This is a genomic window from Vibrio lamellibrachiae (assembly GCF_050337265.1).
GTDB lineage: Bacteria > Pseudomonadota > Gammaproteobacteria > Enterobacterales > Vibrionaceae > Vibrio > Vibrio kyushuensis.
Map to the genome: position 1 here is coordinate 162,323 of NZ_JAKJSU010000007.1, position 25,271 is coordinate 187,593.

20 protein-coding genes are annotated in these 25,271 nt (G+C 42.0%); 8 read left to right on the plus strand and 12 right to left on the minus strand.

Features of this window, described 5'->3' with window-relative positions; all coding sequences use genetic code 11:
• The first annotated feature begins 88 nt into the window (after positions 1 to 88).
• The gene (gene msrB / locus L4C54_RS12055; protein WP_428808387.1) at positions 89 to 1,237 is read left to right on the plus strand and encodes a peptide-methionine (R)-S-oxide reductase MsrB; all 1,149 of its coding nucleotides are present in this window, start codon (positions 89 to 91) and stop codon (positions 1,235 to 1,237) included.
• 167 nt (positions 1,238 to 1,404) lie between these two features.
• Here the strand turns inward: msrB and L4C54_RS12060 are convergent, their stop codons facing one another.
• The 6 genes from L4C54_RS12060 to nagZ all read right to left on the minus strand — a co-directional run bounded on the left by L4C54_RS12060 (position 1,405) and on the right by nagZ (position 8,152).
• A complete protein-coding gene (locus tag L4C54_RS12060) occupies positions 1,405 to 2,346 on the minus strand; it encodes an ABC transporter ATP-binding protein (RefSeq protein WP_428808388.1) in 942 nt (313 codons plus the stop codon).
• Complete coding sequence (locus L4C54_RS12065) at positions 2,343 to 3,167, minus strand: ABC transporter ATP-binding protein (protein WP_428800351.1); 825 nt, start codon at positions 3,165 to 3,167, stop codon at positions 2,343 to 2,345. The genes L4C54_RS12060 and L4C54_RS12065 overlap by 4 nt, the downstream gene beginning before the upstream one ends.
• The gene (locus L4C54_RS12070) at positions 3,160 to 4,104 is read right to left on the minus strand and encodes an ABC transporter permease (RefSeq protein ID WP_428800352.1); all 945 of its coding nucleotides are present in this window, start codon (positions 4,102 to 4,104) and stop codon (positions 3,160 to 3,162) included. Before L4C54_RS12070 ends, L4C54_RS12065 begins: the two co-directional genes overlap by 8 nt.
• A gap of 12 nt (positions 4,105 to 4,116) precedes the next feature.
• Positions 4,117 to 5,094: an ABC transporter permease gene (locus tag L4C54_RS12075; RefSeq protein WP_428808389.1), complete on the minus strand. Its 978-nt coding sequence runs from the start codon at positions 5,092 to 5,094 to the stop codon at positions 4,117 to 4,119.
• Positions 5,095 to 5,183: 89 nt separating this feature from the next.
• The gene (locus L4C54_RS12080; protein WP_428800354.1) at positions 5,184 to 6,872 is read right to left on the minus strand and encodes an ABC transporter substrate-binding protein; all 1,689 of its coding nucleotides are present in this window, start codon (positions 6,870 to 6,872) and stop codon (positions 5,184 to 5,186) included.
• Positions 6,873 to 7,126: 254 nt separating this feature from the next.
• Entirely contained in the window at positions 7,127 to 8,152 is a 1,026-nt protein-coding gene (gene nagZ, locus L4C54_RS12085) for a beta-N-acetylhexosaminidase (RefSeq protein ID WP_428808390.1), read from the minus strand.
• Between the two features lie 147 nt (positions 8,153 to 8,299).
• Between nagZ and L4C54_RS12090 the strand changes: the two genes are divergently transcribed.
• A complete protein-coding gene (locus tag L4C54_RS12090) occupies positions 8,300 to 11,689 on the plus strand; it encodes a response regulator (RefSeq protein WP_428808391.1) in 3,390 nt (1,129 codons plus the stop codon).
• 83 nt (positions 11,690 to 11,772) lie between these two features.
• On the opposite strand, the gene dbpA is transcribed toward L4C54_RS12090, so the two are convergent.
• Both dbpA and folE read right to left on the minus strand, forming a co-directional pair.
• Positions 11,773 to 13,152 (minus strand): ATP-dependent RNA helicase DbpA, encoded by a 1,380-nt coding sequence (gene dbpA / locus L4C54_RS12095; protein ID WP_428808392.1) that lies wholly within the window; start codon positions 13,150 to 13,152, stop codon positions 11,773 to 11,775.
• Between the two features lie 215 nt (positions 13,153 to 13,367).
• The gene (gene folE / locus L4C54_RS12100; RefSeq protein ID WP_428800358.1) at positions 13,368 to 14,021 is read right to left on the minus strand and encodes a GTP cyclohydrolase I FolE; all 654 of its coding nucleotides are present in this window, start codon (positions 14,019 to 14,021) and stop codon (positions 13,368 to 13,370) included.
• A gap of 150 nt (positions 14,022 to 14,171) precedes the next feature.
• Here folE and moeA point away from each other — a divergent pair, with 150 nt between their 5' ends.
• From moeA to L4C54_RS12130, 6 genes are all read left to right on the plus strand, one after another.
• Complete coding sequence (gene moeA, locus L4C54_RS12105; RefSeq protein ID WP_428808393.1) at positions 14,172 to 15,407, plus strand: molybdopterin molybdotransferase MoeA; 1,236 nt, start codon at positions 14,172 to 14,174, stop codon at positions 15,405 to 15,407.
• Positions 15,408 to 15,416: 9 nt separating this feature from the next.
• The gene (moeB, locus tag L4C54_RS12110; protein WP_428808394.1) at positions 15,417 to 16,166 is read left to right on the plus strand and encodes a molybdopterin-synthase adenylyltransferase MoeB; all 750 of its coding nucleotides are present in this window, start codon (positions 15,417 to 15,419) and stop codon (positions 16,164 to 16,166) included.
• Between the two features lie 229 nt (positions 16,167 to 16,395).
• A complete protein-coding gene (locus tag L4C54_RS12115; protein ID WP_428808395.1) occupies positions 16,396 to 18,507 on the plus strand; it encodes an LruC domain-containing protein in 2,112 nt (703 codons plus the stop codon).
• Between the two features lie 5 nt (positions 18,508 to 18,512).
• On the plus strand, positions 18,513 to 19,016 hold the full coding sequence (locus L4C54_RS12120; RefSeq protein WP_428808396.1) for a hypothetical protein: 504 nt from the start codon (positions 18,513 to 18,515) through the stop codon (positions 19,014 to 19,016).
• Positions 19,017 to 19,094: 78 nt separating this feature from the next.
• Positions 19,095 to 19,403: a hypothetical protein gene (locus L4C54_RS12125; protein WP_428808397.1), complete on the plus strand. Its 309-nt coding sequence runs from the start codon at positions 19,095 to 19,097 to the stop codon at positions 19,401 to 19,403.
• A 79-nt stretch (positions 19,404 to 19,482) separates the two neighbouring features.
• Positions 19,483 to 20,313, plus strand: a complete 831-nt coding sequence (locus tag L4C54_RS12130) for a sulfurtransferase (protein ID WP_428808398.1) — start codon at positions 19,483 to 19,485, stop codon at positions 20,311 to 20,313.
• 89 nt (positions 20,314 to 20,402) lie between these two features.
• On the opposite strand, the gene L4C54_RS12135 is transcribed toward L4C54_RS12130, so the two are convergent.
• The 4 genes from L4C54_RS12135 to nrdD all read right to left on the minus strand — a co-directional run bounded on the left by L4C54_RS12135 (position 20,403) and on the right by nrdD (position 25,161).
• Positions 20,403 to 21,083, minus strand: coding sequence for a putative ATP-dependent zinc protease (locus L4C54_RS12135; protein WP_428808399.1), 681 nt, complete (start codon positions 21,081 to 21,083; stop codon positions 20,403 to 20,405).
• Between the two features lie 18 nt (positions 21,084 to 21,101).
• Positions 21,102 to 22,286 (minus strand): amino acid aminotransferase, encoded by a 1,185-nt coding sequence (locus L4C54_RS12140; RefSeq protein ID WP_428808400.1) that lies wholly within the window; start codon positions 22,284 to 22,286, stop codon positions 21,102 to 21,104.
• A 154-nt stretch (positions 22,287 to 22,440) separates the two neighbouring features.
• Complete coding sequence (nrdG, locus tag L4C54_RS12145) at positions 22,441 to 22,911, minus strand: anaerobic ribonucleoside-triphosphate reductase-activating protein (protein WP_428808401.1); 471 nt, start codon at positions 22,909 to 22,911, stop codon at positions 22,441 to 22,443.
• 129 nt (positions 22,912 to 23,040) lie between these two features.
• The gene (nrdD, locus tag L4C54_RS12150; protein ID WP_428808402.1) at positions 23,041 to 25,161 is read right to left on the minus strand and encodes an anaerobic ribonucleoside-triphosphate reductase; all 2,121 of its coding nucleotides are present in this window, start codon (positions 25,159 to 25,161) and stop codon (positions 23,041 to 23,043) included.
• Positions 25,162 to 25,271: the final 110 nt, after the last annotated feature.

A 25,271-nucleotide genomic window follows, 5' to 3' on the forward strand; every position in this document is an offset into this window, starting at 1 on the left:
CTCTGTATTCATATCATCAATCATGACTTTGAAATTTTTCCCATTCATTCCTGTTCTAATCTATAGACAACTTATTTGGGGAATCAATATGCGCAAACGCTCTCTCTTTACAATTTTTATCGCTGCAATGAGTGTACTTGTGGTTTCTTCGCTTATACCGGTTGAATCATCAACTAAAGCGACTAGTGAACAGAATAATCAATCTGGACACATTGAAACTGCGACACTGGCTGGCGGTTGTTTTTGGTGTACAGAATCGGATTTAGAAGCTTTAGACGGCGTAATTGATGTCGTGTCGGGCTACTCTGGAGGAAGCTTAGAAAACCCTACCTATAAAGAAGTTTCTTCAGGGAAGACAAAACACATAGAGGCCATTTCAGTTACCTATGATGCTTCACGTGTTAGCTACGAAGAAGTTCTCGATCAACTTCTACGCCATATCGACCCTACCGATAACAAAGGTTCATTTGTTGATCGAGGCCCTCACTATCGCCCTGCTATCTTTTTCCATAATGACGAACAAAAAGTGATTGCGGAACAGTTTTTACAACAAGTCGAGTCTCTAGGGATATATAACAAACCTTTGAAAGTTGAGTTGATTGAATTTGATTCTTTCTGGCCAGCAGAAGATTATCATCAAGATTATTACAAACGGAATACAGTCCGATATAAGTACTATCGGTACAACTCAGGTAGAGACCAATACCTAGACAAGATTTTTGGTGAAGAGCGGATTGATATGCCTGTTACCCTCCGAACTATGATAGACGATCAAGCACGTTTGGCGACATTGAAAGCTTACGATAAACCGAGTGACAAACAAATCAAGGCTCAATTAACCGAACTCGAATATTACGTCACTCAAGAGGAAGGAACCGAAAGGCCATTTAAGAATAAGTACTGGGATAATAAACAAGCTGGTATATACGTTGATGTCGTGACTGGAGAACCGCTATTTTCGTCGACTGACAAGTACAAATCAGGGACAGGCTGGCCAAGCTTTACTCGCCCAATTAACGACGGATACATTGAAGAACACGCTGACAATAGTTTACTTTACTCTCGAACCGAGGTCAGAAGTCGATTTGCCGACTCACATTTAGGCCATTTGTTTGAAGATGGGCCCGCACCGACAGGGTTACGCTACTGTATTAATTCGGCAGCACTTCGATTCGTACCAGTAGACCAAATGAGCACAGAAGGCTATGAAGAGTATCTGTATTTATTTAATGGCTAACAACACGCCATCATATTTAAGTAGCGTACGATTCCTAGTTATACAAAGAAAAAGTTAAACAGAGTAAAAACAAAAAGCCGAACACCATTAACTTACACAATGGCTGTTTGGCTTTTTACATAATCACATCGTTTTAATAAATAATCCGGCTATTAAGTTAAATCAAATTAAACCGTCGTCTCTCCATAAAAGTGATTCTTGGCAAACTGTCGATACCCCAAAATATCTGCGTCGCTCTGCTTGCGTATGTTGTTTGCTTTTTCGAGCAGCTCTGCCCCGGTTTCTATCGCTTCGTCGAAACTAACGTAAGGATTTGGTATCGCAGATAGCAGCAACTTTGTATAGGGGTGCTGCGGATTGTCTATCACACTGCCAGTGTCGCCATACTCAACGATTTGTCCCTGATACATAATCGCGATGTCTTCAGCAAAGTACCTAGCGGTGGCAATATCATGGGTAATGTACAAAAACGTATAACCTTGTTCGTCTTTTAAGCGCTTTAGTAAGTCCAGCACATCAAGTCGAATAGATACATCAAGCATAGAGGTCGGTTCATCTGCGAGAATGACTTCTGCACCTACTGCTATTGCTCGTGCAATTGACACACGCTGACGCTGTCCCCCTGATAGCTGGTGAGGAAACTTCATAACTGTAACATCCGGATCTAACTCAACCATTCTTAGTAGCTCATCGACCTTTACTTTCGCTTCCTTATGATTCTTTACGTATTTATGAGTAAGTAAAGGGCGAGCAATGTGATGATAAATAGTATGAGCGGGATTCAACGATCCAAACGGGTCTTGGAAGATCATTTGTATCTGTTTTCGATACGCGACTAAATCTTTACGCGTTTCAATATCACTAATATTTTGGCCTTTAAAGAAAACGTCTCCACTAGTGTGATCATGCATTTTGGTCAGTAGGCGCGCAACGGTGCTTTTTCCCGACCCACTTTCGCCAACCAAAGCCATGGCTCGGCCTTTATTTAAGTTGAAGCTAATGCCGCGTAACGCTTTCACTTCTTTTTTCTTTACGCCTTTACCAGTATGGAACGTCTTACTCATATTATTGACTGAGATAATGGTCTCACCGTGTTCAAAAGTGCTCATGCTAACGATTCCTCCAGTTGCTCTTTTCTAATGTGATCTTCAAACGCAGCTGGAATAGAATTCCAAAGTTTTTGGGTATAAGCATGTTTTGGGTTATGTAAGATATCGCGTGCGCTTGCTACTTCCACCAGCTCCCCCTTTAACATCACTCCAATACGGTCACACAACTGAGTCATTAAGCTTAAATCGTGGGTAATGAACAAAACAGAAAAACCGAGTTTTTTTCGTAACGCATGGATTTGCATTAAGATCTCTCGCTGAACAACGACATCAAGCGCCGTCGTCGGTTCGTCCATTATTAGCAGGTCAGGGTTTAACGCTATTGCGATAGCTATCACGATTCGTTGGCGCATGCCTCCAGAAAATTGATGGGGGTAATCAGAAAGACGCTCTGGAGCAATCCCTACCCTTTCCAAAAGCTCTCCAGCTTTCTCAGCCGACTCTGCTTTGTTATAACCTCGGTGTTTGTAGAACATGTCTCGAAATTGTTCTTCAACAGTTATAACAGGGTTTAGACTGTTCATTGCGCTTTGAAAAACCATGCTCACTTTATTCCAGCGAAGAGCCGTGATCTGCTTAGCACTCATTTTCAAAGTATCTTCACCGTTTAGCAGAACTTCACCCTGTGAAATATAAGCCGGTGGCTGCAACAAACGACTAACCGCAAATGCGATGGTACTTTTTCCGCACCCAGACTCACCAGCTAAACCGAATATTTCGCCTTTCTTTATGGAAAAGCTCACATTGTTTACCGCTGTAAATTCACTATCTTCAAGTAAGTAGTCAACACTAAGGTTATTGATCTCTAATGTATTATCCATATACAGACTCCTTCTTAGCCAACTCTTCTTCTGGTTTCTTCGCAAGCCTTCTGCGCTCTTTAATCAGTTTTATCCGTTGGTTAAATTTCTTCATTCCTGAGAAAGTTCGTAATCGTGGATTTGAAATTTCATCAATACCAAAGTTCAGTAACGCTAAGCCCATCCCCAATATTGCAATAGCAACACAAGGCACCATAACTTCCCACCAAGCGCCTACTATTAAAGCCGAAGAGTTTTGGGCGTTATACAGCATGGTTCCCCAGCTCACCGACAGAGGATCGCCCAGACCAAGGAACTCAATGGTTGCCTGCGTAATGATGGTAAAAATAATAGAGCCTAAGAAATTGAGACCAATGATCGATGCTAAATTCGGTAAGATCTCAACAAAGATGATACGTCTTGCAGGCTCACCCGCTAATTCACTTGCGTGTATAAACTCTTTGTTTCGAAGTGATAGCGTTTGGGCACGTGTTACCCTCGCCCCCCAAGCCCAACTTGTCATCCCGATGATTAGTGCAATGGTAAATGGACTCACTTCTCCGATAAATGCTGCTAAAACCAGCAGCAAAGGCAATTGGGGAACCACGAGAGCAATATTGGTTACAAGATTTACAATTTCATCAAACTTGCCACCAAAGTAGCCCGCAGATACTCCTAATGCTGTGCCAATAAGTACAATGATAATTCCCGCACTAAAGCCAACCGCTAAAGAGGTAGAAGTACCTTGGATAAACTGATGATAGACGTCACGACCCATTCGAGTTGTACCCATCACATTTTCAGCGCTCGGCGCTTGGTGTGGTCGAGCAACTCGTTTGTTTGCATCGTGGCTCGTTAACACAGGTGCCGCTAATGCAATCAGTATATAAAACAGAACAATGAATAGGCCGACAGCAACTTTCTTATTGCGACCCAGTAATTTTAAAAATTCCTTCATATCAAATTCCTATTAGTCACGGCGCAGACGAGGGTCAAGATAAACATATGCCATATCGGCAACAAAATTAGCGCTTAGCATTGCAATCGTCATGATCAGCAACTGACCTTGAATGACGGGGTAATCACGCGCAACAATCGCTTCAAATAGAGTATTACCAAGCCCTGGATAGTTAAAGACGACTTCAGTAATCAGTGAACCGCCCACCACAACACCCACTGTCATAGCAAAGGCAGTAATAGATGGAAGCAGTGCGTTACGAGCACCATAATTGAACATGACGCGGTTCTCAGACAAACCTTTCGCGCGCCCCATGACGATGTAGTCTTCTCCCAAAATGTTGATCAGATTATTTCGAATGGTCAGCAGATAACCACCAATTTGAACGATAACTAAAGAAATGATCGGCATCGTCGCATGTTCAATCACGCTAGAGATGTATTCCCACGTAAACATCGGATCAAGTTCTATGTCGTAAGCGTATGAGAATGGAAGCCAATTCAGCGCCACGCCAAAAATGAACATAAAAGTTAACGCTAAAACGACCGCTGGTATTGACTGTAGAACCAACGACAATGGTGACAATATCGTATCGACCCAACTGCCTCGATACCAAGCCGCAATAATCCCGGAAATAGACCCGATAAAGAAACTAATTAACGTTGACGTGCCTACTAAGAATAGAGTCCAAATCATTGAACGTGCGATCACTTCGTTCACTTGAAGTGGGTAAAACTGTACGGAAAGTCCTAAATCCCAAGTAAAGACACTTTTCATATACGTGACGTACTGCAAATACAATGGTCCATCAACAAAGCCAAAAGTTTGTTTCAGTGATTCTAAACTCTCTACAGGTAAAGGGTTACCTTGCGAGGCGAACATGACCATTATTGGATCGCCGGGCATTAATCTTGGTAAAAAGAAATTAAATGTAGCCGCAAAGAAAAAAGCTATTACATAGAATACGAGGCGGCGAAGCACAAAATCCATATCTCACTCCTTTTGAGTTGAGCTTATAGTTATTTATTTGAGAATAAGGGCTGCAGCTACCAGCCCTTTATAGATTGATAAAAGAAGAGTTATGATTTCGGCTTGATACTTAGTAGGTGCAATAGACGCTCTGGAACACCAGGGTGTACTTGTGGACGAGCTACAGGGTTATCAGCACTAAAGAAACCTTCAAAACGTGTTTCGTTGTACTGGTACCATGTTGGATTGTTAAAGACAGGTACGAACGGCATATTTTCCGCAACGATTAACTGAATGTCATCCATCACTTCTTTCTGTTTCGTCTGGTCTATGCTCTGATAAAAGCTATCAAGAAGTGCATCTAAAGCAGGCTGACTAAAACGAGTAACAGCGAAACGTGATTGACCTTGTTGCTCGCTACTAAACGCGGAGTTGTACATGTAATGAGGAGTTGCTCCCTGATAGTAAGAGTTAATCGCGGCATCGTAGCTTCCATCAATAAGTGCAGCTGTCCAAGCTGGTGCTTCTGGTGTTCTAACTTTTGCATTGATACCCAATTCTTGAAGGCCATCACCCGCGATTTGAACCGTATTTACCCAGTCAGTCCAACCATTGGGAACGATAATGTTAAATTCAATTTTCGAACCATCTGGATTATTGATATAGCCATCACCATCGCTGTCAACGAAACCATTTTGTTTTAGTAGTGCTTGGGCTGACTTAATGTTGTATTTGGAAAACTGACCGTATTTCTTGTCAACGGTGTCGTTGTTCCAAGAGTGGTAAGTCGCGCCAAGGCCCGACGGATATTCATTTATTGTCGGGTAGCCATATCCGGCAATTTCAACCATGGCTTCGCGATCCATAGCCATAGACATCGCACGGCGGAACTCTACATTATTAAACGCTTGACGATTTCCTTCATGCTGGCTTTCTAAGTTAAAATTGAAAGCTACCATTGACCCTGCAGGGAACCAATATTTGTGGTTGTTTTTATCACGAGCGACGTAAGTTTTATCAATATCCGGTAAGAATGAACCGAACCAATCCAACTCCCCTTTCTGAGCCGCGGCTAATACTTGGTCATTGTTAGCAAGTTGAGGTAAGCGCAAGCAATCAACCGCTAAATTGTCTTTGTCCCAGTAATGAGGGTTTCGACATTGAACATAGACGCGTGAGGTAAAGCGCTCTATTTCTGTCATTGGTCCACTTCCAACAGGCTCTTCATTGGTAAACGAGACAGGATCTGAAACATCTTTCCACACATGCTCCGGTACAATTGGAACTTGAACAATTTCAATTGCTGCACCGCCATCAGCCACTGGCAGGTTAAACTTAATCGTATGAGAATCAATTAACTCAATATCACTAATTCGCTGCCAGATCGCACGGCTATCAAGTGCCGCATTTTCTTTGACCATATTGAAGCTAAACAGTACATCTTGTGCACTTAGCGCTTGACCATCTGACCATTTAACATCAGGACGAATCTTAAAGGTCACCGAGGTCAAATCTTCTGCGTATTCGAATGATTCAGCCAAACGATAATGTACTTCACCACCCTGCATTGAATTAAAAATGGCCAATGGCTCAAATACAAATTCGTTGGTTGTTGGTAAGAATGTGGTTTGGTTATATGGGTTGAAGTTTCGAACCCAAGATGTTCGAAGTCTAGGTACAATATTCAGTACTGATTTTTCTGATGTAGCACCAGTGTCATTTGCAACCGCCGTCGTAGATACAAAAGCAGTGCTAGAAAGTATTGTAGCGATACTTGTAGCAAGAAGAACTTTTTTCATTAAATCATATCCTTGATTATTGTCGTTATTTGGAAACTCAATTATTGTTCCAACTCTAGTGCCTACCGCAGCAATAAAGCATGAAATCATTCAAGCATCTTCTTGGATATTCTGACAAAGTGTAATGTCGTAAATATACCGTCAAAAACGTAAAAATAGAAAATAAGCCTCTGTTTATTAAAGACATAATGACTTTTACTTAGAATTCCGTACAGTTCACATTTAGTGGCTACATACGGCATTCTCTACCACAATTAAATGAGCACCTTTTCAACTCTAGCAACCAGCTCTGCGACATTAATCGTTTGATCAATGCGAGACCGCGCGGTTATGTTAAGAGAGTTATCAAGGCGCTGTAAGCTCTCTTCAGAGAGAGGACTTAATTTGGTTTGCCAAACCGTCCAATCATTCACGTCTCCGTGGCACGCAAGCACCAGATCGACCCCTGCTTGCTGCACGGCTTGGCAACGGTCCTCCAAAGGCCCTTCTAAGCTCTCCATGTACACACAATCCGATATTAAGCTGCCTTCAAAACCTATGCGTTGTTTGATTAACTCGTTGACTGTTTTTTTCGATATGCTAGCTGGTAGGTTATCAACCTGTGAGAAAACCACATGTGCAACCATTGCCATTGGCGCATTGTGCAACTCGCTAAATGGATGAAAATCAGTGTCATCTAGCTCTGTGAGTTTGGTATCAATACAAGGGCGAGTTTTATGGCTATCCTCCGTTGCTCGGCCATGGCCTGGTATGTGTTTCAGCATAGGCATTACGCCTGCGTCCATATGCCCTTGTACATACGACTTAGCAAGTTCCGCGGTGTATTTAGGGTTAGTATGGAAACAGCGATTGGACATTACTGCATCAGCCTCGTCCATTAACAAATCAAGTACTGGACCACAGTTCGCGTTAAACCCAAGCTCAGCCATTTCTGTTGCCATCGAAATACTGGTTTCGTATGCTGATTTTTTTGCTTGTTCTAAGTCTTTGTCTGCTAGCGCTTTAAAATCACCATAAATAGGGTAAGTTTGCCACTCTTCGCCTTGTAAGTACTGAATGCGGCCACCTTCCTGATCTGTAGTGACCATAACTAGCTCTTCATCAACGGCTTGCTTAAACTGGGCGATAACGTTTTTTAGTTGAGCTTTGCTAACAATGTTATCCCTTGTAATCATTAAGCCAAACGGTTTGTATTCGCCAAAGAATGCTAACTGTTCTGAGGTAAATTCCGTTCCTGGAAAACCAATAACGAGAGGTGAGCGAGATGTTCCTTTTTTCATGACTATTCCTAACTGATTGATTTGTTATCATCTTTAAATGGGGTGAGAACCAGTTCAAGAATTAACACCGATATTAACGATATTTCTTTATTAATAGGCAACAGTCGTAAAAACTGGGTAAAAATATAATAAAGAAGAACACTCGACATGATGTCAATGAATGCCCTTAGGAATATGGGCCTCAGAAATAAATTATTGCTGACCTTTCTTATCCTCTCTATCGCCCCGATGCTGCTTATCTCCAGTATTTTTTACGTTTCGTTTGTATCGAGCACTGAAGAGCAAGTTTACGACAACCTGCTGTCTGTCGCGCAATCTAAACAGGGCATGATCAATCAACATATGGACAGATTAAAGCAACAAAGCACACACTACAGTGAGACGGACTTTGTAAAATATGCCATGAGCCGTTTTTACGGATTTCCATACGCATTTGGGCTTATTTCCGAAGACTCCCAATTCGCTGCGCAAGAGTTAAAGTCTCATCACTCTCGTTATGGTGACTTTAAAAAATTACCAGCCAAAGCATCTGGCGTAACGGGAAGCTATCAGCAAGTACACGACCGATTTGATACTGGTTTTTCTCAGTTCATCCAGAAAAGTGATTTTAGTGATCTTTATTTGATCGATGAATCGGGACTGGTTCTTTACAACTTTAATAAAGGCCACTATTTTGCTGCTGACCTTACCAGTGAGTCCTATCAAAAAAGCCCTTTAGGCATCGCGTTTACAAAAATGAGTCAGCAACTACGAGAGCATGACGGTGCTATCCACGGAAAAATCGATCCAGAGTTCAGTCTATTCCATGACTTTGCATTCGATGCAATTGAAGGCCAAATGGTTTCCTACATTATCAAGCCTTTGGAGCATCACTCCCAAGTAGCAGGGTATATAGCGTTCGCTCTTTCTAGTGATTCTATTGATAGTTTAATTCATCAACCCGTAAGACTTGGGGAACAATCTGAAGTCTACGTCATAAATCGCCAGCTAAACCCTATATCTAAGCTGATGCACGGTTCTGAGTTAATTGGAAATGTAGACCCTCGACTAATTCACCGTTATACCTTTGACACGCCTACAATCGAACAAGCACTAGAAGGCGTTGTAGGGGTGATGCCAGGAACAAATTACATCAATACACCTGTATTATCTGCCTATAGCTTTGTCGATATTGGTGATGTTCGTTGGGCTATTGTGGCTGAGCAGAGTCAATTAGAAGCCCAAGCAAGGTCACTACGGTTTGGATATCATATATTGCTGATTGGGACTCTTTTCATATTAACGGTCGCGGCCTTTGTCTATTGGCTTTCTCGTTCATTAACGTACCCTCTTCAATCTTTGATGGCAGCAACTGAATCCATAACTTATGGCGGCGCGTTGCAGCCTATTTCAGGTAAACATAGGAAAGATGAAATAGGACGACTAGCATCTCGCTTTGACGTTATGGCTAAAGCGGTTCGCCGTCAGCTCGATGTCATCAAAAATAAAAACGGACAACTTGAAGAACACGTTGATCTTATTAACGAACAGAATGTGGCACTTAGACAAGCAGACAAAATTAAAGATGAATTTTTGGCCAACACCTCTCATGAACTAAAAACCCCTCTTACCGGAGTTATTGGAATAACCGAGTCTTTATTACAAGGCGTTGCTGGTGCATTGAACGAGCATCAAGAACAACAATTGAGCATGGTAAAGAACAGTGCTCAACGTCTCGCGTATTTAGTGGATGATCTTCTTGATTTCCACAAAATCGAAAACAACCAATTAAGAGTTAGCCCTTCAGCAGTAGACGTAAATCGTTGCTCTGAAACCATCATAGCTATTACACAGCATATGGTTGGCGACAAACCCGTTAAATTAAGTCTAACCTTACCTGATACGCCGATGTTGGTCTTCGCAGACATCACCCGATTAGAGCAAGTTTTATATAACCTGCTTAATAATGCGATCAAATACACCGATGATGGAGAGGTTAATTTACTAATAAGCAATAATGAAAATAAGACAGTCACATTCTCTATAATTGATAGCGGTATTGGGATCACTGAATCCGAGCAATCGACTATTTTTGACCCTTTTGTACAAATAGATGGCAGCATTACTCGCATCCACAATGGAAGCGGATTAGGGCTCGCGATTGCTTTTCAACTCGTTAAACTGATGGATGGTAAACTATCTCTAAAAAGTAAGGTTGGAGAAGGGAGCTGTTTTACCTTTACATTACCGCTCTTTGACCCAGAATTGGAGCATCACAAATCCGCTGTTGTAGAGCACTTAACACGTAGTAGTTTAGGCGATGACGGATACCCAAGACAAAATAACGCACCATATAACGCGGGTCTGCCACTATGTCAGATGAATAACTCGAATACAGATGGCTTTAAGGTTGTCGTCGTCGATGATGAAGTATCTAATTTGCAGGTATTAAATAATCAACTGACCTACGCAGGATATGAAGTCACTTCATTTAGTGATGGAACTGAAGCTATTAATTACTTAAAAGAAAACTCAGCCGATATCGCTATCCTAGATGTGATGATGCCGAAAATCAGTGGATTCGAAGTCTGCCAAGAGTTGAAAAAACATAAAACCACACAAGCACTTCCAATCTTATTACTTACTGCGAAATCCCAGACAAAAGATCTATTACAAGCGTTTGAGAGCGGTGCCGATGATTATTTAACAAAACCTTTTATGCAGCAGGAATTGCTGGCCCGAGTATCGCATTTACTCAAAGCCAACCAAGCGGACAAAAAACTCGAAGAGAATGAGCAATTAAAAATTGAAGTTGCCGAAAGAATTGAGTCGGAATCGAGTTTAATAAACGAACAAAGCCGGATGAAAAATATTTTAGAGCAGATCGACGATGCTCTTATTAGTATTAATGGCTCTAATGAAATCACCTATACGAACGCATCAGCATTAGCATTAACGGGGAATACACTGCCACAACTTATTGGTTCGAATATACAAACGGTTTTATCCAACAAAGCAGTGGCAGAATTAAAATTGGATGCCGAATTAAATACCGAATCACCCGATGGAGCACCCATAGCGTCAACTATCGATATTGAGTCTTCCCTTGGGACTATAACAACGGTACAGGCTCAAGTTTTGGTCACAAGTAAAGAGCCAAACTTAGAACGTCACATTATTTTGAGCAAAAGAGCGTCTTCGCCCTCCTCTAATCCTACAGAGCCTAAGGTGAATTCGGAATCTGATTTTCGTAAAAACCTGGTTGTTCTAATGAATGACTCTATAGCGTTGTGGCAAGATGGTACTGGCCAAAGCAAAATACACTTAGCGGAGAAAAGTCGTATCTGGAGCGTCTACCTCGATCGAAGCTCGGCTCAAACTCGAACGATGGATAAATACTTTTTAGAGCAAACTCTTCCTAAAAAACCAAGATGGCGAGATGTGGTTCGAACAGCAACTTATGTCATTCACCATGTAGATAAAGAAGTGTACCGACACAAAATCGCCCACCTTAACTATACGAGTAATCAGATTAAGGCTTACTTATCCGAGAAGTAATCAACCGAAAATGCTACTTTCATGCATAAAAAAACCGAACTAAATATCAGTTCGGTTTTTTGTTTAAATTCTGTATGGAATGATTACTTCATGATACGCGCTTTAAACTGACGGCCTTTAATCTTGCCATTTTGAATCTGCTTTAAAGCAACATTAACCACGCTCTTTTCAACAGCAATGTACGTCACCATCGCTAAAGAATTTATCTTACCGATTTTTTTACCATCAATTCCTGCTTGCTTGGTTAATGCACCAAGAATATCACCAGGACGCAGTTTCACCTTCTTACCACCGAGTATTTGAATCGTCTTCATCGGTGCTTCCATTGGCTCTTTCTTGCTTCTTTCTGGTATAGCTGAAGGCTTAATTTCAATATCCATGTACTCATCAATCAAAGCAACACGTTGCATTTCTTTATCGCTAAAGAAGCTAAATGCGTTACCCTTTTCACCAGCACGACCGGTACGGCCAATACGGTGAACATGAACTTCTGGGTCACGTGATAATTCAAAGTTAAATACGGCATCTAGGTTATCAACATCGAGTCCACGAGCCGCTACATCTGTTGCAACAAGAATAGATATACTCTTGTTAGCAAACATCGTTAGAGCCTGATCGCGTTCGCGCTGCTCCATGTCGCCATGAAGTTCCGTAACACTAAAACCACGGTGATGCAGCTCATCATTGACGTTTTGAACTTCTTTCTTGGTATTACAGAACACCACTGATGATTCTGGTTGGAAATTCAGTAGCAAAGTCTCTAGTGCATCATCGCGATCTTCTTGGCATGACACTTTATAGAAGTGCTGCTTGATCGTTGATGTTTGATGCGTCGACTCCACTTTAACCATCTCTGGCTTATCCATGATACGAGCGGCAACGGTCTTAATCTCTTTCGGGAAAGTGGCACTAAACAATAATGTTTGACGCTGCTTTGGTGCTTGATCGATGATTGCATCAAGAGCGTCTTGGAAACCCATGTCCATCATGCGGTCAGCTTCATCAAGAACAAGCGTGTTTAGCTCATCTAAACAGATACGATCGCGAGACATATGATCTAGGATGCGTCCCGGTGTGCCCACTAATATATGCGCACCGTGCTCTAGTGAGCCAATCTGTGGCCCCATTGGCATACCGCCACAAAGAGTCAATACTTTAATGTTATGAATGCCACGAGCAAGAGTACGGATCTCTTTCGCTACTTGGTCTGCAAGCTCACGAGTTGGGCATAGAACTAAAGATTGAACACGAAAGCGTTTAACGTTTAGGTTGCTTAATAAACCCAAAGAGAATGCAGCAGTTTTACCTGAGCCTGTCTTACCTTGAGCAATAACATCTTTGCCCGCTAAAACACTCGGTAAGCTCTGCTGTTGAATAGGCGTCATCTCGGTATAACCAAGAGCGTCCAATGTTTGCAGTAGTTCAGGTTTTAACGACAGGGTCGAAAAAGAAGTTGTTGTCACGGTAATGTCCTTTAAGGCTCTTAATAAGGAGGCGTATTATGCCTATTTATAGAAAATTTGCCCGACTATTTTACCCTACTCGTCATTCATTTAAAGAATAAAGCAATAATATCGTAAAACTACTGAACATCGAGCGTATAAGTGATGAGAGGTTGTTCTAACAATAAAAAGCAAAACGCCTCTAATAAAGAGGCGTTTTTAATTCGTAATCGTGATTATCTCAACCCATGTAAAAATTCATGGCGAGTGGCGGGGATAGACTTAAATATCCCGCCTAATGCGGTTGTCGTCGTTTCACTGGTTGCATCCATCACACCTCGAGATTTAACGCAGTAGTGAACCGCATCCATCGTTACTGCCACATCTTCGGACTCTAGTAGCGTTTGTAGTGCAACTAAGATTTGCTGTGTCATACGCTCTTGAACTTGTGGGCGCTGAGCAAAGAAGCGAACAATTCGATTGATCTTAGATAGCCCGATGATCTTTCCTCGAGGAATGTAAGCAACGGCTGCCTTGCCATCGATAGTAACAAGGTGATGCTCACAAGTGCTGGTCACCGTGATATCTTTCACGCGCACCATTTCACTGACATTCATCTTATTTTCAATAACAGTGATCTTAGGGAAGTTTGCGTAATCAAGGCCAGAAAAAACTTCGTCAACATACATCTTAGCGATGCGATGTGGTGTTTCTTCGAGACTGTCGTCAGTTAAATCGAGTTCGAGAAGCGTTAAGATTTCACGCATGTGGTGCTCAATCTTCTCTTTTTTATCTTCACGACTAACCTGGTTCGGACGCATTGGCGTTTCTAAACCACGGCTTTCTAGCGCATCTTTTACTAACTTTGCGGATTCGCTAAGAGCTGACATTCTCATTCCTCTTGAATTACCCCTTTTGGATGGCAGCAAGAATACCCGTAATTGGAAATAATGACTACTCATAATTGTCTCTAGCCGTTATTGCTACTGATAATTATATGATAAAGTCGAACACAAATAATAAGATAATAGGATAACTAGATGGGCTGCTGTGACGCACCGGGCTTAATGCCTCTTGAAGATGCCATGGACAAAATGCTTTCCCGCATTAAACCAATCCAAACAACACAACGACTCCCTCTTGCTGATGCACTGGGTTACGTTCTTGCGGAAGATGTTCTTTCGCCAATTTTTGTTCCGCCTTTTGATAATTCAGCAATGGATGGATATGCCCTTCGTTTAGCAGATTTAGAAACAACAAACGTTCTACCACTAGCCGGTAAATCTTTTGCGGGCCTCCCTTTTGAAGGTGATTGGCCTGAGAAAACCTGCATTCGCATAATGACAGGGGCTAAAATCCCACAAGGCTGTGATGCTGTCGTTATGCAAGAAAATACCGAAGCAACAGATGACGGAATCGTCATTAAACAAGAGAAAATCGCTTCACAAAACAATATTCGTCCTCTTGGTGATGATATTCGTCAAGGTGATATCGTACTTGAACAAGGTGCTCGCCTAACTCCTAGAGACATCCCTATGATTGCCTCACTAGGTGTGAGCCACATTGTCGTCGTACGCAAACCAAAAGTTGCCTTCTTCTCGACTGGTGATGAGCTTAAATCACTAGGCGAACCGCTCGCTGATGGTCAAATCTACGATAGTAACCGTTACGGTATTAAGCCTCTTATTGAGAATTTTGGTTGTGAAGCCATCGATCTAGGCATCATTCCTGATTGCCAAGAGACGTTAAAAGCGACATTTGAAAAAGCTCAAACATTGGCAGACGTCGTTGTAACATCAGGCGGTGTAAGTGTTGGAGAAGCAGATTATACCAAGGATATCTTGGAAGAAATTGGTGAAATCGGCTTTTGGAAACTTGCGATTAAACCAGGCAAACCCTTTGCATTTGGTGCTCTAGACACAGCATGGTTCTGTGGCCTGCCAGGAAACCCCGTTTCAGCCATGCTAACTATGTATGTGCTGGTGCAACCTATGTTAGCAAAACTCTCAGGGCACACCCAATGGAAAGAGCAAGAATCAATCCCTGCTGTCACCAAAACAGCCTTTAAGAAAGGCCCGGGGCGTACCGATTACCAACGTGGCATTTACAGTATTGAAAATGGCCAATTCGTTGTTGAAACAACAGGAAACCAAAGTTCTGGTGCTTTCCGCTCCATGAGTTTATCCAACTGCTTTGTGGTATTAGAGCGAGATCGAGGCCGAGTTGAAGTTGGTGAGACAGTTCAGATTCAGCTATTTAACTCAACACTTTACTAGGAATTAGGTTTGGATATTTTATCTGACGCTGAAATGCTGCGTTACAACCGACAGATCATTCTTAAACAGTTTGATTTTGAGGGACAAGAAGCATTGAAGCAAAGCTCGATTCTAATTCTAGGTGCCGGTGGCTTAGGCTGCGCAGCCAGTCAATATTTGGCGACAGCTGGAATAGGCAAGTTAACACTAATTGATGATGATAAGGTTGAGTTATCTAACCTTCAAAGGCAAGTGCTTCACACTGATATCGATATAGGTGTCGCTAAAGTCGAATCAGCAAAAGCTGCGTTAACCAAGCTAAATCCTCACCTTTGTGTTGAGACCATAGAGAATCGTTTAGGTGACAGTGAATTAGAATCATTAATTGCATCTCATACGCTGGTTCTTGATGCGTCAGACAATGTAGAGACTCGTAATCAACTTAACCGTCTATGCTTTCGCAATAAAATACCGCTGATTTCTGGCGCTGCAATCCGCATGGAAGGCCAAGTCAGTGTATTCACTTATCAAAATGAGAATCAACCTTGCTACCAATGTTTAAGTTCACTATTTGGTAATAGCGCACTCACTTGTGTCGAGGCCGGAGTGATGGCTCCTGTTGTTGGAATTGTCGGCGCTGTGCAAGCAATGGAAGCGATCAAAGTCATTGCAAACTACGGAACGCCACTTGAAGGGAAGATTCTCATTTTAGACGCACTCACCATGAGTTGGCGAGAGATGAAATTATCTAAGATGCAACACTGCACTGTTTGCTCCTAACTGTAACGGGTTCTTGCGTCTTAACTGACATTTCTGATGCAGTTACTATGATTCTCATAATGAAAACCGACATATTGTCGGTTTTTTATTATGACAATCAATCTGATTTTTCTTCATTACTTTTTCACCAACACCCTCTTCACCACCATGTAAATCAATGAGTTAAAAGTGGCACATTCCTTGTAATAACGTAGGTAATCAACAAAACGTTTATTGGAAGGAGAACATCATGCGTAGGCTTATCCTATTATTTGTAGCAATTCTTATTTCGCTATCAGCTCATTCAGCCCCTTTTGAGACCTGCCCTAGTAAAGCGTATTTATTTCAATCTAAGCCTGTTCAGGTGTATGGCGTCAACCTAGTTACTGGTGAAACAAACCTACTTGAAGGTAATACAGGAACAACCGGGAATATAAATGCGGTTGGCTTTGATTTCGAAGATAAGTATATCTACGGCTATGACACAACACACAAAGAAGTTGTTCGCTTAGGTAAAGACTTCCAGTCAGAAACATTGAACGTCACTGGGCTTCCTGATCATACATTCTATGTTGGGGATGTTTATGACCACGTTCTCTATTTCTATCGTAAGGGTCAGGGTTTATTCAAGATTGATTTATACCCACTGGACACAAACCCTAGTGCAACCCTAGCTCTTGAGCTTATTACTACCACAGCCACTGTTTCACTAACTGATTTCGCCTTTCACCCTGCAAATGGGAAACTGTATGGTGTCGATAACTCTACAGGTGGACTATACGAATTCGATATAACCAACGGTGGCGAAACCTATCTTGGTAACATTGGAGAGACCGGGACATTCGGTGCTGGTTATTTTGACGTTGATGGCTATTACTATATTTCACGTAATGCAGATGGCCACGTTTTCCGTATCAACCTATCAGACCCTGATGACCTTAATGACGACATCATAGCCGCTCAAATTTTTGCTTATGGCCCAGCCTCTGGACAAAACGATGGTGCTCGATGTGCTAATGCGCCTGTTATCGATGAAGATTCAACCATTGATTTTGGTGATGCTCCGGATAGCTACTTGACGCTTCTAGATTCAAATGGCCCTCGTCACGGTATCGGATCTGGATTCTATCTTGGATCTGTTGCTCCTGACGGCGAAGGTGATGGTTTATTAGCGCCACTAGATGACAACAAAGCGGGGTTACAAGATGAAGACGGTGTTGGCTTTGTAACCGCAATCGAAGCAGGTATGACAGCACTTGTTTCTGTGCAAGCATCAACAAATGGGTATCTTTCTGCGTGGATCGATTGGAACAAAGATGGCGACTTCACAGACGAAGGAGAAAAAGTATTCTCAGATACGTTGCTGGTACCCGGTAACAACTCCCTTATGCTTTCGGTACCCAACGATGTAACCATGGGTTCTACATGGAGTCGCTTCCGCTTTAGTGACCAAACGGGAATCGATTACTTCGGCGGCGCTCAAAAAGGTGAAGTGGAAGATCACCCAGTATTGATTACAAAAGACGGTGTTGCTATTCGCCACTACCCAAGTGAATCTGGATTCGTTACAGCTGCGTTTGAAGATAACTGGCCATATACGACTGATTACGATATGAATGATCTGGTTATTCGTTACCGCGTCACTGAAACACTTCAAGACGGTAAGGTTTCACGCTCAATTATCGAAGGCTATGTCGCAGCTTACGGTGCGGGTTACCACAATGGCTTTGCTATTAGGCTTGCTGGACTCAATCGCACAGATATTGACGACGCTCTTACCACTATGACTATCAACGGGTACTTACAACCGGCTAATGGATTGGAAGCCATTTCTGAAGAAGCTATTTTTATCATATCAGACAATATGTCTAACGTATTATCGGATACCTGTGAGTACTTTAGAACGCGTCAAAACTGCCAAGAAGCATTGAACACTTCATTTAAGCTTGATATTTCAACGACCGGTGCTGCTGATACGTCAGGATTAATGGCTATGCCTTACGACCCTTTCATCTTTGCTTCTCCAGACTATTATCATGGCGATGGGATAACTTTTCAGCCTGGTAGAAAATGGGAAGTGCACGCTGCAGATCAAGCGCCAACAGAACAATTTGATGAGTCACTATTTGGACGAGGCGTCGACACCAGTAACCCTAGTGAAAACCGTTACTACAAAACCGCTAATAACCTTCCTTGGGCACTATTAGTCACTAGTGAATGGATGTGGCCCCAAGAGCGAGTAGATCTCGTTACCGCCTACCCAGAGTTTGCCACTTACGCTGAATCTGCAGGGCAAAATAGTCAAGACTGGCATTCCGAGGATAACGCGTCTTCTAACCAATTTTATCTTCCAGAGGAGTAAGGACAATGAATATTAAATGGACTGCATTATCAATCGTATTTGCTCTTACTGCCTGTGGTGGAGGCGGTGGTGGTGAAGGAGGAGGTAGCTCATCATCAACAGGAGGCAGCGGCTCTGGCTCTGGTTCGACAGGAAGTACGAGCACGATCATTGAGGAGTCTTCGGCAGAAAGTGCTGTTGTCGCTAGAACAATGCAAGATCTCGTTGTTCCTGATGACTTTAGCTATAACCCGGTAATGGGCCATCATTTTGATGTGGACATTAGTGCATACTCAAGCCAGCGTGCCTATATATCCGTATATGGTCAATTCACCGAGAATCAAGATGGTAGCTACAAACCTGATTTCAATAGCCGTATTACCTCTACGTCGTTAGATAACGGTACAGCTTCGCTGGAATTTTGTATCAGTGATTCACAGTCATCAGTATTAGCTGAAATCTGGTTTTACGACGGAAGCGACCCGATTCAACATCAATTTACAACAGCGCAAAATCAGTGGATTTGGTAGCAAGGTTCAAGTATTGAGGTGAGAGACAGGCTAAACTGTCTCTCACTTAATTGTTTGGGAAATAGTCAGATTCAACAGATGAATAACCCTAAAGTTTACTTATCCGTATTTGTAGCATCTATCCTATCGCTTCTGCTTCTGCTCCTACTCCAATTGATACACAGTGACACTAATGAAGCTGAAGTAGTAGGGATCATTATAGATCACTCTATAACTCAATCTCTCGATGGGCACAGACAGTACCTTATCGTTGAAGTACCTAATTCTGGTATTGTAAGAGTTTCTATTCCCACTACCAAAGAGTGCGATGTCGGCCATTCAGTCAAGCTTAAAGCCAATAATCATGATGCTAGCAAAGCCACTAGCTTTCAATTTATATCCTGCTAAGGTTATTTAGTTTATACACAGAGTATTTGGTCTAACCTGTCTATACCTAAACAATAAAACATCAATACAAGGAAACGTAATGACACCTCTAGTATCGCCACAATGGCTTCATGAACAAGCTTCTAACCCAAACTTAGTCATCTTAGATGCAAGTATTGATTTCCAAATTCCGAGTGAAACAGAAAAGGACAAACAAAATATAATCCCAAATGCCGTCCGTTTCGATTACAACTCAAATTTTAGTGACCTAGAGAATTCGCTCCCACACATGATGCCTAACGAAACTCGCTTCAATGAGATGGCTCAAAAAATCGGCTTAAACAACGAGTCAGTGATCATTGTTTATGACAACAGCGGTACTTTCGCCTCTCCACGCGCATGGTTTATGTTAAAGGCTATGGGACATAAAGACGTGTTCATACTCGATGGCGGGTTAACTGAATGGAAGAACTCTGGGTTTGAAGTAGCGCAAACCTATGCCACTCAAAAACAGAAAGGAAATTTTAATGGAGTACTCAACACAAACTATTTCTTATCCGCTCAACAAGTGCTTGATAAGATAGAAGACGACTCAAGTTTAACTGTAGATGCTCGAGGATTAGCTCGTTTCAATGCTAAAACAGAAGAGCCAAGAGTTGGTATCAGAAGTGGGCATATCCCTAAGTCAGTCTGTCAGCCATTTTCAGAGCTGATGAATGGCCACAAGTTAAAGCCTGTCGAACAACTCAAATCGATTCTAGACCAATCTATTGAGCCATCCAAAGATCATTACATATTCAGCTGTGGCTCTGGGGTGACGGCTTGCATTGTCCTTCTAGCAAGTAAGGTCTGTGGTTATGAAAACCTTTCAGTTTATGACGGCTCATGGACTGAGTGGGGGCAAAGACCTGACCTTCCTATCGAGAAATAAACGCCTAGGAACATTTGGGATATGCTGCCTAAAACAAAAGAGCCGCTCACGTTAGCAAAAACATGAGCGGCTCTTTTTATTTATAACGATTATTTGTGCTTGTCTTGAACAAACTTTTTACTTACATCTACAATAGCCACATCTTTAAAGAAGCTACGACCAAGAAGGATTGAAAACTTCATATGATTGCGGTCCGACAAAGTAAATTCTGTTTTCTCTTTTAAGTCACCAACTTGAACCCATGCTACAACCACTGGGCGCTTCTCTGATTCTTCACTATTAGATTGACGGATCTTAACCCAACGTTGGATAGGTAGCGCAATTTCTTTACTAAGTGTATCGCCCATATCCATTTTGAATTTAACCCAGTCTTTGCCATCTCGCTCAAATTGAACGATATCTTGTGCACTAACTGAAGATGTTGTAGCACCAGTATCGACTCGTGCTTTAAAGCTTTGTTTCATGCCCGGAATGTAAACCCACTCTTGATCGCCAAGTATCAACTTGCCATCTTCCGTTTTCTTCGGCTGAGGCTTCGGCTTTTCAACGGGTTTATCTTCGGGAACTGGATCTGGCTTAACTTCTGGTTCTACTTCCGGCAGCTGCTCAGGTTTCACTTCTGGCTCAACGGGCTCAGAATCAACCTCAGGTTTTTCAATAGGATTCACTGGCTCAGGTATCGTTTCTTGATCAACTTTGCTAGTCGTTGAACAAGCCGTCAATCCGAGGCTCAACATAACCATTAATATGAGGTTTTTTTGTTTGTTCATATCACTACCTTGTTAATATTATCGTGAAACTTGAGCAATAGCGTTTGCTACGTAAGCGATGTGGGTTTCAGAAAGCCCTGCTATATTAATTCGACCATCGCCCACGCCATAGATGCCATACTTCTCTCTAAGCGTCGTCATCTGTTCACTACTAAAACCTAATACCGTAAACATGCCTTTATGATGTTCAATAAAGTTAAATTCATCAGTACCATGTACTGTTCTAAATTCATTACATAGGCTATTTCTTAGGCTTAACAACCTTTGCTGCATTTGACTCAGCTCAGATTTCCAAGTTTCAGTTAGTTTCTCATCATTTAAAATAGTTTTAACTAACGCAGCGCCATGATCAGGTGGCATTGTATAAGTTGAACGAGCAAGAGTAAGTAACTTGCCTTTAGCATTAGTCACATCGTTAACTGATTTACCAACAACAATTGCAGCACCAGTACGTTCTCGGTATAAACCAAAATTCTTTGAACAAGATGTGGTAATCAGCATCTCGTCAACGTTATCCGCCATATAGCGCATGCCTTTGGCGTCTTCTTCTAAGCCATCACCAAAGCCTTGATAAGCGATGTCGACAAAGGGAATAAAACCATTTTTTTGTGACAATTCGGTAATCGCTTGCCAAGCAGCAAAGTCAATGTCTGCCCCTGTTGGGTTATGACAGCACCCATGAAGAAGCACTACATCATTTGGACCAGCTTGCGCAAGTTCTTTAAGCATTTTTTCGCTATCAACCTGTTTGGTCTCATAGCTAAAGTAGCTGTAGTGTTTCACTTTTAAGCCAGCAGCTTCCATAACTGGTTTATGGTTAACATAGCTAGGATTCGAGATCCATATCGTAGAGTCTGGTTGAGCAAGCTTCATTAAGTCGCCCAACATTCTAAGCGCCCCACTCGCTCCAGGTGTTTGAATAGTGGCTACTCTGTCCATTGCAGAGGTACCAGAGAGCAATAATTTAGTCATAGATTGATTAAATTCTTCGCAGCCCGCTAAACCAACATAAGCTTTGGTTTTTTGAGTGTCGACAACAATATCTTGTGCTTGTTTAATCGCAGTCATAATTGGGGTTTGTCCCTGACTGTTGCGATAAACGCCAATGCCGAGATCAACTTTGTCAGGACGTACATCTTGACGGTAAGCAATGGATAAAGAGAGGATAGGATCTAGTGTTGGTTCAGATAAGTGTGAGAACATGAAAGTCACAACCCTTTGAAATTCAAGTAATGACATCACGGTAACATTAGATTCATAAAAATCGAAGCGATATTTTAATGCTTTGTTAAATCGATATTTTGTGCTTTTTCAAATGTAGCAAAGATACATCGCTAAGTTATTGATAATTGTTTGTCTAAAACTCGTTAAAGGTGTGAATTATTTGGTTTTCACTACCGCGCCACTTAAGACTCGGGTCATATTTGTCTTGTTCAAATTTGCCATCGATAAGCGTATCAATATAAGGCAAAATTTCTTTTTGTTCAGTGTTCAACTCATCAAGTTCGTAACCGGTCCATAACCAAATGTCTTTATCTGGGCACTCGTTTTTAACTCTTTTCACTAGCTTTAGTATTTCAGAGACATTCGCAGGGTGCATTGGGTCACCACCAGAGAGTGACAATCCTCTGCGCTTAATCCGGCTATCGGTTAGATCTGCAATGATCTTATCAGCAAGTTCTTGGGTAAATAGATGACCAGAGTCGAGACGTTGAGTCGATTGGTTATAGCACCCTTTGCACTGGTGTATACAACCAGAGACAAACAGCGTGCATCGTGTACCTGGTCCGTTAATAACATCAATGGGGTGATACTGGTGATAATTCATTTCAAAGATACCGATTGCTAAATTAAAAGCCGCGCTATTGATAGCACGGCTTCTTACTATATCTTAGGGTAAGAACGCTGTTCTAATGACAGGAGCTGTTACCTCAAAACAAGAGCTGTAGCTGCTTCTCTATAGGTGCTTAACGCGACGCTTAACTTCTTCTTGTTTACCGAAGTTAAATGGGCGTGCATCAGGCGAGCCTAAGTAGCCACATACACGGCGGGTCACCGACACTTTTGTCGAGTCATGATTGCCACATTTCGGGCAGGTAAAACCCTTACTTGTACAGTCAAACTCACCATTGAAGCCACATTCATAACACTCATCTATCGGTGTGTTAGTTCCATAATATGGCACGCGGCTGTAGCTGTAATCCCAAACGTTCTCTAATGCTTCAATGTTATTCTGCATGTTCGGAAATTCGCCATAGCAGATAAAACCACCAGAAGAGATATGCGGATAAGATAATTCGAAGTCAATCTTATCGTATGGGTTTACTTTCTTTTGAACATCTAAATGGAAGCTGTTTGTGTAGTAACCACGATCAGTGACACCTTCGATAACGCCGAACTCTTTAGTGTCAATACGACAGAAACGGCTACATAGATTCTCACTTGGCGTTGCGTACAAGCTAAATGCGTAACCCGTCTCTTCCGTCCATTGATTCACTTGATCCTTAAGGTAGCTAACGATCTCTAGTGCTTGTAAGCGAAGCTCCTCGCTATCATAGATATGGCTGTCCGCTCCGTGAAGAGCTGTGATCATCTCATGAATACCGATGTAGCCTAACGAAATTGAAGCACGGCCATTTTTGAAAATATCAGCAATGGATTCATCCGCTTTTAAACGAACACCACATGCACCTTCCATATATAGGATTGGCGCAACGCGAGCTTTAACGTTCTCTAAACGGCTAATACGAGTTTCTAACGCTCGACGAGCAAGTTTTAATTTCTCATCAAGTAGTTCATAGAAAGTCTCGATAGAACCATTCGCTTTTAACGCGATACGGGGAAGATTTAGGCTAACAACACCTAAGTTGTTGCGGCCTTCGTGTATTAGTTCGCCATTTTCCTCGTAAGTGCCTAGGAAGCTACGACAGCCCATTGGTGTTTTAAATGACCCCGTTACTTCAACCACTTTGTCGTAATTCAAGATATCTGGGTACATGCGTTTTGATGCGCACTCAAGAGCCAACTGTTTAATATCGTAGTTTGGGTTATCAGATGTATGGTTCAGGCCATCTTTAATTGCAAAAACCAGTTTTGGGAATACGGCTGTTTTGGCATTTTTACCAAGGCCTGCAATGCGATTTTTCAAGATAGATTGCTGAATTAAACGTGATGCCCAACTTGTACCAAGACCAAAACCAAAAGTAACAAATGGCGTTTGCCCGTTTGCTGTATGGAGCGTATTTACTTCGTACTCAAGTGACTGGAATGCGTCATAACACTCTTTTTCAGTACGTGTATTAGCAAATGCTTCAGGTTCACGAATATCCCACTCTTTAGCAATTTCTAGATGCTTCTCGTAGCTTGCTTTAACATAAGGTTCCAGCACTTCATCAATACGGTTAATGGTTGTTCCACCGTAGATGTGGCTAGCAACTTGAGCGATGATCTGTGCAGTTACAGCGGTTGCTGTAGAGATTGATTTTGGCGTATCAATCTCAGCGTTACCCATTTTAAAACCATGAGTCAACATGCCTTTAAGATCGATAAGCATACAGTTAAACATTGGGAAAAATGGCGCGTAGTCTAAGTCATGATAGTGGATGTCACCTTCTTCATGAGCTTGAACAATATCACGTGGTAATATATGTGTTTTTGCGTAGTGTTTTGCAACAATACCTGCTAATAAGTCGCGTTGAGTCGGGATAACTTTTCCGTCTTTATTAGCATTTTCATTGATTAGATCAACATTGCTCTCTTCAATAAGACCTTCTATCTCACGAGTTAATGTACTCTGTTTTTCTCGTGCAATATCGCGGTCATGGCGATATTCAATATAGCCACGAGCTAAAGACTTAAATGGCCCTTGCATGAGTTCATTTTCAACAAGAGTTTGAATTTCTGAGATATGGACTTCATCGTGATCTTTCAGCTTCAGCTCAACCGCTAACGCAACATTCAGTGCGTAAATAGCAATTTCTTTATCCACGTTTTCCGCCGCACTTTCCACTGCTGCTTGAATACGATCCCTACTGAACGGAGCTCTTGAGCCGTCACGTTTGATTACGATTGGTTTCACTATTTCCCCTTACCCTAAGCATACCCACAGACTTATCCACAAACACACTATATAGGGTGATTATTTGACCGACTGACACTATATATTGTGGTGTATTTAACAAAAAGCAC